The organism is Geobacillus jurassicus NBRC 107829 (genome assembly GCF_001544315.1).
GTDB lineage: Bacteria > Bacillota > Bacilli > Bacillales > Anoxybacillaceae > Geobacillus > Geobacillus jurassicus.
Genome location: NZ_BCQG01000077.1, coordinates 1 through 12,251, shown reverse-complemented (window position 1 = coordinate 12,251; position 12,251 = coordinate 1). Strand labels below are relative to the sequence as shown.

9 protein-coding genes and 1 pseudogene are annotated in these 12,251 nt (G+C 46.0%); all 10 read right to left on the bottom strand.

The window, feature by feature from the left end:
- A pseudogene (locus GJ1_RS16220) lies at positions 1-1,659 on the bottom strand (IS1634 family transposase); the annotation flags it as partial.
- A gap of 493 nt (positions 1,660-2,152) precedes the next feature.
- On the bottom strand, positions 2,153-3,442 hold the full coding sequence (locus GJ1_RS16215) for an O-antigen ligase family protein (protein WP_066234675.1): 1,290 nt from the start codon (positions 3,440-3,442) through the stop codon (positions 2,153-2,155).
- Positions 3,439-4,605, bottom strand: a complete 1,167-nt coding sequence (locus GJ1_RS16210; protein ID WP_066234670.1) for a glycosyltransferase — start codon at positions 4,603-4,605, stop codon at positions 3,439-3,441. Before GJ1_RS16210 ends, GJ1_RS16215 begins: the two co-directional genes overlap by 4 nt.
- Positions 4,602-5,969 (bottom strand): flippase, encoded by a 1,368-nt coding sequence (locus GJ1_RS16205; protein ID WP_066234668.1) that lies wholly within the window; start codon positions 5,967-5,969, stop codon positions 4,602-4,604. The genes GJ1_RS16210 and GJ1_RS16205 overlap by 4 nt, the downstream gene beginning before the upstream one ends.
- 215 nt (positions 5,970-6,184) lie before the next feature.
- Positions 6,185-7,126, bottom strand: a complete 942-nt coding sequence (locus GJ1_RS16200; RefSeq protein WP_066234664.1) for a Wzz/FepE/Etk N-terminal domain-containing protein — start codon at positions 7,124-7,126, stop codon at positions 6,185-6,187.
- Between the two features lie 477 nt (positions 7,127-7,603).
- Positions 7,604-8,827, bottom strand: a complete 1,224-nt coding sequence (locus GJ1_RS16195; RefSeq protein ID WP_066234659.1) for a glycosyltransferase family 4 protein — start codon at positions 8,825-8,827, stop codon at positions 7,604-7,606.
- Between the two features lie 229 nt (positions 8,828-9,056).
- The gene (locus GJ1_RS16185) at positions 9,057-10,139 is read right to left on the bottom strand and encodes a glycosyltransferase (RefSeq protein ID WP_066234653.1); all 1,083 of its coding nucleotides are present in this window, start codon (positions 10,137-10,139) and stop codon (positions 9,057-9,059) included.
- Entirely contained in the window at positions 10,136-11,251 is a 1,116-nt protein-coding gene (locus GJ1_RS16180) for a glycosyltransferase (protein ID WP_066234651.1), read from the bottom strand. Before GJ1_RS16180 ends, GJ1_RS16185 begins: the two co-directional genes overlap by 4 nt.
- Positions 11,252-11,421: 170 nt before the next feature.
- Positions 11,422-12,039, bottom strand: a complete 618-nt coding sequence (locus GJ1_RS16175) for a hypothetical protein (RefSeq protein WP_245629434.1) — start codon at positions 12,037-12,039, stop codon at positions 11,422-11,424.
- 15 nt (positions 12,040-12,054) lie between these two features.
- Positions 12,055-12,251, bottom strand: a 197-nt coding sequence (locus tag GJ1_RS16170; protein ID WP_167346131.1) for a UDP-N-acetylglucosamine 2-epimerase, incomplete at its 5' end; no start/stop codon positions are given.

Genomic DNA, 12,251 nt, shown 5'->3' with positions numbered 1-12,251 from the left:
CACCTAATCCTTGCAGAATCCTTCGCTGATCAGGGGTGAGCGGTTTCCCCAGCCTGTGTTGGATTTGCCCATCCGGCAGTTCCAACAGGACGACTCTGACATACCAAAACAATTGAAAAATCGCTTGTCCGGTTGGCCGGGTCAATTTCCGGCCTCCTGCGCCCTTTAACGGGCGTTCAGGTGTGATGAACTGACGCACTCGGCGCTGGAAGACGCGATAAATGGCCAAGGCCAGCAGAAACAAATAGCCCAATACCGCCACTCGTTCCGGTTTTTTGACGTAAATTTCGTCCGTAAAGAACGGATCTTTTAGGAAGGAGAAGTTCATTTCCACCGAGATCTGCCCTTTATACAGCTTCAAGATCTCTTGGGCATCCATGGGTTGGCCCTTCCATTCCTTTGGAACAGTCGTGACGAGGACAAACCGGGACGCTTTCCGTCTCGCCTGCTCCCACGCGTCTTGGTTGAATTCCACGCGTCTTGGTTGAATTCCACGCTCAGCCGAAGGGTGTACAGCGTCTCCATTTCCGGTTCCGCCCCTTTTTTCGGCCGTCCACGCCGTTTTTTCGGACGCACGATCTCTTCGACCGCGGCCTCCACTCGATGGAACCGGGGACGAAGGGATGCCTTTAGGGACGCCAAGGCTTGTTCGGCGCCTTCCCGGCAAGAGAAAGGATGACGCTCCCAACGGGCTTGTTCCTCGCGAAGAAGCTCCGCTTCTTTGGTTCGTTCTGTTTCGAGCGTCTTTCCTTTCCGTTGGTCGAGGGCGCTTGATTCGACGACGATCAGCCGTACGGGTTGGCCTTCATATGTTGAGGCCGTTTCCCATACCCGGTACGTGGCGCCGTTTTTCTCGGCCAGCGCAAAGGGGGCGCTCCACGCCGAATCGGGTTGGGCATCCGCCTCCGAAAGCGCCGTTTTGACAATCCGGAGCGACGACGGCCCTCTCGTGATCAAAAAGGCGTTGGCGGCTTTCGTTTGCGCCAGCGTGTCCTTCGTCATCGCAGCGGAATCTGCCACGTAAATCCATTCGTCTTCGATCTTCGCTTCCCTCAGCTGCTCATGGACTCGCGACAACACCTCGGGATTCCACGTTTTGTCCGGCACGTTGCCGTCGTGCACGTCGCCGTAAAACGGAATGCCGTCCTCGTTGCCGATCAGGCCGAATCCGATCTGCTTTTGCCAGCGATGATGGCGGTTATAGCCATAGGTGATGTGCAACCCATCCGACGAATCGGATTCATACGCACCGTAAACCGTCTTGTCCGTCGTATCCGCGTGAAAGACACGGAGAGGGAGGCCTTCTTTCTTGTAGATTTGCACCAGGCAAGACGAAAGGACTTGATGGATATTGGCCTCATACAGCCGGTCCAAATGGCGAGCAATGGCATCGTCGTTGAACCAAGACGGATCCAATCCTGGCCGGATCAGCTTGGGCAAGTCGATGTCATGCGCCCACCGTTCCAAATGAACGAGGGCTTGCCGGCCGCTCAAGATATCCAAGAGAAGCAGCCCGACCACATCACTGGCTCGGGTTTGGCATTGAGGATCCACCGGAACCAGCCGGTCAATCAGCTGAGGGAGGCCAAGATCTTTGAAAATGGTACTTATTATATTCAAATAGGAACTTTCATAAATCGCCCGAATTCGAACGTCCATGATGGAAAAACTCCTTTGCATTCCTTGTGTGTCAAGGACCTATTCGACACCGGGATGAAAAAATCCTCCCGATTTTGGTCGAGAGGGTGCGAAATGTGAGTCAAAAGCCCCTTTTTTGATGAAATTCAACCGAAGTATGTGAAAGAGACCACCTCTGAAACCCTTGGTTTTACCGGGTTTTTCGTGGTGGTCTATTTTTCCATGTTGCCCCAGATAGGAGCATTACCGCTCTTTTGGGCCGGCCCCTTCCCGCATATAAGGGGACATCTCACATTTAGCATCCTTCCGAATCACAACGTCAGAAAGATTTTTCGCACCCATCATCGAACAAATCCTCGACTGCAGATAGACAAATCGCACCACGATCACGTTTCGCAGGACGCTGTGAAGACGTTCGGACATCACCGGGTGACCAGTTTATGGATTATACCCTTGAATACTCGGAAGAGATGTGACAGCGCCTATATACAAATCTGGGCGAGGGGTTAACCTTTTAGGGTGCATTTATACACTTTTTCGAAACTGTATTGGCCTGATATTCGTGATAGATATCAATTAAGGATAACGCTAATGCGAGATGCAGCCATTGATACCATATATAAAAAATGCTGCTGGAACTTAAACTAGAAAAAATAAAACCAATAAAACTCAACAAGAAATAGGAAGCGTAACGCGAATATACTCGTGAGTTCACCTTTTTCTGCACCCACCTAAGATGGACGAGCAGTCCCATGAACATCGCTGCATATAGCACAAAGATAAACAATCCATAGTTAGCTACGAGCTCAATCCACCAGTTATGGGCATTGAAAATCCCGCTTATCCCTTTACCAGAGGTCATCATATAAACATTTGTTTCAAAGTTGCCAGGGCCAATTCCTAAAAGATACGAGTTCTTTACAAATTCAATACCTTTAGAAATAAGTTCCCTCCGAATCGCCGCTGAACCGGAGCCGGTAGACAACTGATACATTATCAGTTCATATGCATGCTGTAAATATCCGCGGAAAAGGGTCAATATAGCCAAACCGGATAAAACAAGAACCATAAGGTGATATTTCATATTCCTTGCAGTTTTTCTTTCCAGCCAAAGACCTGCAATAACTTGAATGAACAGCGCTATTAGGCAAACCCGTGAATCATTTGCCATTACGATATAAAAAATCATTATGAAAAACAACAAGTTTACCGCTCTTTCAATGCGTTTTTTGTAAAATATGTTCAACAAAAACATTGGAGCCACTAGTACCAAATAAAAAGAAAAGTCGTTTTCATTATAAAATACTGCGGTAGCTCTTTGAACATTATGATACAGCTGAGGCTCCAGAACTACCCTGGAAGTCGGAAAGTGGATATTAAGGGTTAATTCTGCAACTCCATATACAATGAAAAAAACGGCCATACAATAAAGAAATTGGTTGAGTCGCACAAATATACGAATAGAATCCAAAAACATTAACATCGTATATATTAGGACAGCGAAAAGTCCTAAATAATACACTTGTTTTATAGCTGAAGTTTTATCAATTGCCCATGTAGTTTGCAACAAACCGTATAAAATCCATGTGATAAGGAAGAGCAAGACAGCATTGATATATCCGGAATGACTAACAATGATTTTTCTATCCTTTAATTGTTTCGCTATCAAAAAGGAAAATAACGCCAATAGTATAACCCTTAATAATGTAAGCGTCAAAGGGCCAATCTGAATACGAGGAAACAAAAAGTCAAAAAACGTCAAAAACGCAACTGCTACGGCTACTATTATATTTCGTCTACTCATAGCTCCCCCTTACTATTTATAGCTTTCACATACTCCTGAATTATTTTTTCACAAACCGAACTCTTTCCAAACCTTTCGTGGCAATCGGCAACAATCTCATCTTTGTTGTACTGATTGTAATTTGCCTTCATACGGATTAAAGCCTCTGTTAGCTCTTCCACATTTTCGCGTTCCACTAATAATCCGTTCTTCTGATTGACAATTATCTCTGGACCGCCGCATTTTGTCGCTATAATTGGTTTTCCGCACGCCAAAGCCTCTATGAACACAACTCCAAATGTTTCAAACCGGCTCGCTAATACAAATACATCACATTTTTGCATTTCCATTACTGCTTGTTCTCTCGATAATTCACCTAAAAAGGCAACCTGTTTTTCAATTCCCAAATCTACTGCTAATCTCTCCAAATTTCCCCTTTCTTCACCATCTCCTCCTATAATTAATTCCACCTTGTCACTTCCTTTAAAAGCCCTTGCAAAAGCTTTAAGCAATACATCAAAACCCTTCTTGTGCGTTAAAAAGGCCAAACTAAAAAATCGGAATTGATCATTTTTGCGGACAACAACACTCGGTTTAAAAAATGAGGTATCAACGATATTAGGAATAAGTACTATTTTTTCTTGTTTCGCATATTTCTTTAGCTCTTTTTTAAGACCAGGACCTACTACAATTATTCTTTTTGCTTCATGAAAAGCCTCTCGTATGAACGGCTTTTGATACTCTTTGATTAACCCCCTGACAAACGCTGTGGAATGCTCAGTTATAATCAAAGGAATTTTATACTCTTTAGAAATTTTCGCAGCGGCCCAACCACCCCAAAGAACAGAATGGGCATGAATAATATCCGGCTTTTTCCCCGCTTCAATCAACTTAACCAATATCTTTTTTAATTTCCAATAGTATATAATGCCTGAACCCCTTTTTATTTTTGGCAAAAAATTGTACTCCTTAATTCTATATGTTTCAACACCGTCCTCAATCTTGTGATAAAATCCCCTCTTAAATTTGCGTTTTTTTAGTTCCTTAAGACTGTGGAGCTCAGGATATGCAACAATTACCTCTAAACCTTGCTCTTGCAGTGCAATAGCTTGTTCTTTAAAAAAAATTCCTGCATTTGGCCTCTCTTCAGTTGGATACCAAGAAGGAACGATTAGTACTCTCAATTTTTTTCCCGCCTTATCAGTTTGTTCGAAAATGACTTGTAAAGCTCAATATCCATACGGTTAATGAATAGCAAAGAGAATACATCCGATCCTGTTGTACGGCAAAACAACCAAACTTTTAAGATAAATGTAAGGGAATACGCTACAGACGTCGCTGTTGCTGCACCGTAAAAACTCCATTTTGGAATAAAAAGGAGATTTAAAATAATATTTATGACAACAGTAAAGAGGGATGTATATAAGTTTAACTCTGGTTTTCCCCTTCCTGCTAGGTCATTGGACAAAATTCGCTCCGCTGAAAACAAAGTGATTCCTATCAATAAAATCTTGATAAGCTTTGAAGCCGCTTCATACTTCTCCCCGAACATAATGCCGATCAACAGGTCAGAAACAAAAAATAAACCTATTCCTACAACGATAGACAAGAACAGCACATTTCTTGTCACTTTTGCGGTAAGACCATTTCTCTCTGCATCATCTTTAGATGAAGAAATTCTAGGAAACAGCACAGCAGAAACCGGCTGGGATACTATCCACAGTTTTTCGGCTATGCTTACAGCAACATTATACACCCCTACTGCCATAGGGGATAGAAAATAGGAAATGATCAATATGTCAATCCTATAATTTAAAAAGGCTAGAATATTGCTCAAGTGGGCTTTGTATCCATACATTAAACAATCTTTTATGAATTCCTTGGACACATATTTCGCTCCAATAGGAATATGTCGTTTTTTTAAAAATACAATTAGCAGTAATAAAGGAGTGATAGCACTTGCTAAAAAAGAAGTTATTGCCCCCATTACACCCAGTTTTAAGAAAAGCACCCCAACTGCTAAAAACAGTAAATTTGCTATACTCCCACAAATTGAAACCAAATTAAATATTCCAAAAGCCTGCAATCCCTGAAAAACCGCCTGTAAAAAGGAAGTAACAAATAAAAATGGGAGAGAACTCAAAATTAAAAGTAAGTAGGCGACAGGAACAGATTTAAAAAAGACATCCTTAAATAAACCTATACATAATACACCGACAATTATCGAAATAACACTTATGACTAGCGCCAGGAAAACATTGGTGGATACGATGGTTCCTAACGAATATTTTTCTCTCCCAATATAATAAACGCTGGCAGAACTAATCCCTATATTTAGAAACGTAAATAACATGCTCGGCAACAAAACGACAAGAGTATAAATCCCCTGTTTTTCCGGACCTAAAGCCCTAGCGATAATGATCGACGAAGCAAATCCTAATAAAATCGCCAGTATATTTCTGTTGAAATTTAACAAGCTGTTCTTGATAAACCCATTCTGCATAGTATACTCATCCATTTCAACATCATATTTACAAAACACAAACACATCTACAGGACTCTTGACTTCATGAAAAGTCAGCCCAAAACGACGCACTTTTCCCGGATTGGAAACCTTTTAAAACCAGGTCTTTCCTAACGGCAAAAACACAATTGAGCCGAAAATCAAGGTTTTTCACCAGCTTTTTGGCTTATACACTTTTAGTGCCCAATAGTCCTCAACCAACAGGGGAAGAAAAACAACATTTCAACAATGATGCTACCCTATCCTCTTAAAATTTTCTTCAAATAATGCCACAAAAACACAACACCTACTCCAGACGCCACACCTATTATCACTGCAACTATAATGTTGAATAACGGGTCTGGAGAATCCTGACTTTTTGGTTCAACCGGTTCAGACAAGGTCGTGATTTTATTATCAATAGTTAGAGTCTCCAAAAACAAACTGAGTTGCTGTTGTTTGGATAGACATTCACGATATACACTAGCAGACGTTTTAATTTCGTTCATTAACCTGCCTAATGCAATTAAATCCTTCTCTGGAATATTATTTTTATTTTCCAGATACTTACTATCCAAGTTCACTATATATTGACTGTTGTCAGAAACCGCTGAATCAAGCAAAAATGGAACCGGCAACTGCCATTTCTGTGCTTTTTGATAATAATCTTTTAGTAAACGCTGCAATTCCTCTTTTTGCAGTTTAACTTGCATCATAAGTTTTTGATTATCGGACTTAACTCGATCCCTCATTTCCTTCAATAACATTTCTTTAGAAGCCGACAAAATAGAATCAAGCAATTTTTTTGCATCGGCAGGATTCGAAGCCTTTAACGTGATATTTATTAAATTTGTATTTTGCGGGTTTTCAACTAACAAGTTAGACTGGACTTGTGAGACATTATAATGTTGGAGTCCGCTTTGTTCCACGGCTTCCTCAATAACCTGAGGCGATTTTATATATTCCATATAAACGGTTGGAGTCAGCATTTCATTGAAATAAACATCCGTTTCTTGCAATGGTTTACCTGTTGTCAATCCATTGTTTACGGAAACAGTGGCTCTCACTGAATAAACAGGCTTTATCCAAACAAAGCTTGCTAATGCTGCCACAAAAACAGCAACTAACGTAACACCTACAATAATCCACTTGTATTCGAAAATAACACGTACCAATTCCACTAAGTCAACTTTCTTCCGCATAAATTAATAACTCCCTTTTATTTTTAATCTTGACGAAAAACAGATTTTTTAATCATCCTATCTCTCCAAATAACCTTTGCAAAGCACCTTGCCCCTTCTCTCATTATTCTAAAATTATCTATGTTCTTTATTCAACTGGAAATTCCCTAACACGCTCGTCATGCCCTATATTTGATATTGTTTGCTGTTTTCCCATCTCCTTCCATATTCTCGCAACAGCTATACAATCAAAACAGGAAAACGAACAAAAGTCCTCTTTCCTCTATTGCGATCGTTCACTATTTTTTCTTTTCTATTCACAGCCCCTCCCCAATTGGAAATCTGGGATATCACTGCTTTTTGATTCGGTCAAAATCGCCCGAAAACCCGTGTATAATATTTACAAATTCTCTTATTTCGTCATAGATAAATCCAGAAACCTTTAGGGAGAAATAATTTATCCCTCCCTTCTATCATATATTAAGGTGTATCCGTTTTTCATCGATCCCCGAGTTTATCGAGCAGGTCATCAACAATTCGCTTCCATGAGTATTGCTCGACCGCCAACTTTCGTCCGTTTTCCGACATCTTTTCGTAATCCTCTCTCGAAAGGCAAGCCAATTCCATAACTGCTGCAGCGATCCGTTCAGGTTTTTCAGGGGGAGCAATCTTTCCGCAATGATGCGTCTCTAAAATCTCTGCGCTCTCCCCTTCACCGCAATACAGCACCGGGGTGCCAGTGGCAATCGCCGGGAAAATTTTCGACGGCCTCGCCCCTTTAAACAAATCAATGTTGCGCAGGGAAACGATGCTGTAATCAGTGATCGAGAAAATCTCCGGCATCCTCTCGACCGGAACCGATCCATAAAACGTCGCGTTGTCAAGGCCAAGCTCTTCTTTTAGCGCCATCAGCTTTTCCCGCTCTTGGCCGTCGCCGACAAACAGGAAATGCACCCGCTCATCTTTCATTTTCACGATGGCCGCCGCCCGCAACACCGAATCAAGCCCTTGGGCGTATCCCATCGTTCCGGCGTACGTAAACACCACTTTTCCTTCAAGCCCCAGTTCCGCAAGCAACTCCTTGTTCTTCGGCATCGGCCGAAACACATCCGTATTGACGCCGTTCGGCAATAAAAAGACGTCCTCAGGCGCCTTCCCATGCGCAATCATATAATCGCGAATGCCTTCTGTCGCCGCGGCGATTTTCCACGCCTTCCGATATAAAAACAGTTCAAGCCATCTCGCCATGCGGATGAACAGCCGATTTTTCAAAATGCCAAGCTCAACGGCCGATTCCGGCCAAATGTCGGCGACGTTGAAGACAAACTTCGCCCGCTTGAGCTTTGCGCCTATATATCCTGTGATCCCTAAAAACAACGGCGGGGAATTGCAAATGACCACGTCCGTCGGCTTCGATTTCACAAGCAACGAATAAAACGAGCTGAACGTAAACGAAAAATACGAAGCGAGCCGTTTCCAAAAGCTCCCTTTCGGCGACGGGTAAATCCATGTCCGATGAACGGGAATGCCATCCCACTGTTCAAACATGTAAAACCGACCACGGTATGGCTCCGGGATGACGCCGTGCGGATGATGCGGAAACGCCGTAAGCACTTCCACTTGATGCCCCCGTTTGATCAGTTCTTTGCTCACCTCATACACACGAATTTGCGGCGCGCCTGTTTCCGGCGGAAAGTGTTGGCATAGGTAAATGATCCTCATGACCCGCTCCACATCGCTTTCCTACCGAACAACAAACACATGTTCCACTTTAAGCGCCAAGAGGCGAGCGCAAACGAAGCAGGGAAAGAGGATAATGCTTCCTCGACACCGTACCGATGTCCGCGACTGAATAGTCGTTGCCGCGAACCGACGGCCATCACGAGCTTGCCAACGCAAAGCCGCCGGCTTCGCGGCTTGGCCTCCGCCCTCGACATGACGGCTTTGTTTCTCATCGACTCCCTCCACCGCCTTTCAACGTTTGTTCATACAATCGGATCATGCGCATCGCATTTTCCGCCCAAACGTAATGTTCATGGACATGGTTGACGCCGTTTTCTCCCATTCGTTGCCGCAGCCTCTCATCAAGCAGCAGCCGTTCGAACGCCCCCGCCAGCTTTTCTGGACTGTTTTTCGGCACAATCAACCCCGTTGTTCCCTCACGGACGACTTCCGGCAGTCCGCCGACGTTGGAGACCACAACGGGAACGCCGCACGCCATCGCCTCGACGGCGGCAACGCCAAAACTTTCGCTGTCTTCCGTCGAAGGCACGGCGAAAATATCCATTTGATTGATATACAGCGGCACTTGTTCGTTCGGGACTTTGCCGGCAAACGTCGTCACGGATTGGATGCCGAGGCGGGCGCACAGCTCCTCGTATTCACTCCGCTGCGGCCCGTCGCCGACGATCAACAGCTCCGTTTGCGGATAGCGCTTGTGCACGGTGGCAAAGGCCCGGATCAAATCGGCGATCCCGTACTTGTCGGAAAGAGCTTTCACCGTGCCGATCGTCACGGTCCGTTTCGGTTGTTTCGGCAATGGTTTGAAGCGGGTGACATCAACCCCAAACGGCGTCACTTCGATCGGTTTATCCGTATATTTTCCCGTTTCTTTCGCCATCACATGGCTTGTCGAACAAATGACATCCGCCCGTTGCAATGTATATTCCAGCATTCGTCGATTCCAACGATTGGTATTGGGAAACTGATACACATCGCGCCCCCAGACGGAGACGTAAAACGGATGATACCCCGTAAGCGCCCCGATCAACCCGTAGCTGGAGGCATAATGGGCGTGCAAAATATCGGGTTGAAACGAAGCGAGCCAGCGCTTCAAGGCAAAAACAGTGGAAAAATACGACAACTTCCCCGGCAGCCATTTCGGCAACACGACTGTCTCGACTTCTTTCGCTTGTTCCGGCCCGTAATGGTCTTTAAACGTCACCACTTTCACATCGATGCCTTGCGTTTGGTAAAAGCGGGCCCACTTATGCGTATGGATTGATTTGCTTGGAGCCAATAAGGCGACTTTCATCGGAGCCCCCCCACCAACGTTTCCTTCACCTTTTCCACTCTCGCTTCCCATGAATGTTTCGCCATAAACGTCTGAGCAATGCGCGAGCGGCATTCCTCGAGTACGTCAGCCATCTTGGCGATCGCTTCCGCCATCGACGCGGGGGTGTCATCGCAAATGACGCCGTACCCATCCGCTTCAATCAACCGCTTTTGCGCCGGGCAAGCGGTGGCGACAATCGGCAAGCCGCTCGACAAGTAGTCGACGAGCTTAACCGGGACGGAAAAATCGTTGTATTCGCTCCTCCGCCGCGGGATGAAGGCGAAATCCATCTCCGCATACAAACGGTCGAGCGCTTCGCCGCTGACGTGCTCGACGCGCACTTGCAAGGCGGCAAGCTCCTCTTTCACCGCAAGCGGCTGTCGCTCGTACTCGTCTTTTCGGCAGACGACGGTGAGCGAAACGAGCGGCTCACGGCGATTGGCCAAGCGAATCGCTTCCAGCAGAAGCGGAAGCCCATAGTCGGCATTGTTGATGCCTCCGACATAAATGGCGTTCAACGGTTCCTTCACCCTCGCAAACCGCTGAAACGGCTTTTGTTTCCCGCCAGGCGGCAAATCGGCCATCGGACGTCGGATTGCGACGTACGCTCCCATTTCGAGGCTTGGCAAAAAGATGACATCGCAGTACCGTTCGTAAAACCGCTCTTCCCAACGGTACACCATTTGCATGAGCGTTTTTTTCCAACCGCGAAGCGGATATAAATCAGGAAACTTCCAGTAGACGTCGCGGTAAAAGACGCCAATGGGAACGTTGCGATCTTTCAAGTAGCGGAGCACATCTCGATCGACGAACGGACGCTGCGGCCGATGCCCGGGGTCGGTGAGCCAAAGCGGAATCGTCTGGTTTTCCATATAACAAAACCAAACATCATCGAGCTTGCCTTGGCTGCGCAACTTTTGGAATTGCTTCGCCCGCTCCGCTGACGTGCCGGCGATCAAAAGAACTTCCACTCCCTGCTTCGTCCCCCAGCGCAAAAACGCCTGATGCATTTCATACGGGCGCAGCTTTGAGCCGCTGTTTCGTTCCTCGGCGAGTGAAAACGGGTAATAAATCAATACTGTTTTCATCATTCATCCCTCATCCGTGATTCGCCTTTTCCCTATTTTCCCTACAAGCCATGTCCGTAAATCCCCGTGCACGCGCAGCCATAACGCCATTCCGCCAAACAACGCCACGAGCAGCACCCAAGTTGGATTGAACAAAAAAATCGGTAAATCCGCCAACGATCGTGCGGGGAATATTAAATGGAAAAATAAACGAACAAACTTAAAAACAAAGGATTTTTTGGCAGCCGTAAAAAGCGCGTGATGGCAAAAATATTGCGGAACAGCACGTTTCCGGCAAAATGGCGCGAAGCCTCAATACGCAGTGCGGCCAGGCTCTCGTCCGTCCCTGTCAGGAGCGCAAAAACCGGAATCGTCGGCGTTTTCCAAATCATATACGCAATGGCAACAAAACTGAGCAGCGACAGCGCCAAAAACGCATAAAACACTTGGTCACCCGTCGCTCCGGTCAGCGGAGAAAGCGGCTTTTGCAAATAGGCGTGAAACTCCTGCCTGGCTTCAAATCCGCACAACCTTGAAACGACTACCATTGCCAGCGGGAACACGATCATGACAAAGCACACGACGACAAATCCAATCCGCCGATATTCTTCGGGCCGAAACAACTTGCGAATCATGTAGTAATCGTCCATTCCCAATGAGATCAGCAACGCCCCGATGAAGCTCGACAGAAGGAACGAGTAATAGTACACAATCGACACGAGGTTGGGCGTCGTCAAGGAAAGCGTCCCCGCTGCATAGCGAAACATCAAAGTGGAGGCGACGAGAACCATCAACCAGATCAACACGTCCAAGATGCCAACGCACCCTTATCGCTGTCCGATCGCCGCCACGATTTTCTCTGCCGCATGCCCGTCGCCAAAGACGTCCGCATAAACGGGGGCGACTTCCTTGTGAACCGCCGCGACGATCTTCTCACGGTCCGTGCCGGTTAAGATGTTCGCCCCGCTTCCGAGCGTTTCCACCCATTCGGTTTGTTCGCGCACCGTCACGCAAGGCACACGAA

Coding starts and splice junctions, on each gene's coding strand:
- GJ1_RS16215 (WP_066234675.1), bottom strand. CDS start 3,442: ATGAGTAGACGAAATATAATAGTAGCCGTAGCAGTTGCGTTTTTGACG.
- GJ1_RS16200 (WP_066234664.1), bottom strand. CDS start 7,126: ATGCGGAAGAAAGTTGACTTAGTGGAATTGGTACGTGTTATTTTCGAA.
- GJ1_RS16195 (WP_066234659.1), bottom strand. CDS start 8,827: ATGAGGATCATTTACCTATGCCAACACTTTCCGCCGGAAACAGGCGCG.
- GJ1_RS16185 (WP_066234653.1), bottom strand. CDS start 10,139: ATGAAAGTCGCCTTATTGGCTCCAAGCAAATCAATCCATACGCATAAG.
- GJ1_RS16180 (WP_066234651.1), bottom strand. CDS start 11,251: ATGATGAAAACAGTATTGATTTATTACCCGTTTTCACTCGCCGAGGAA.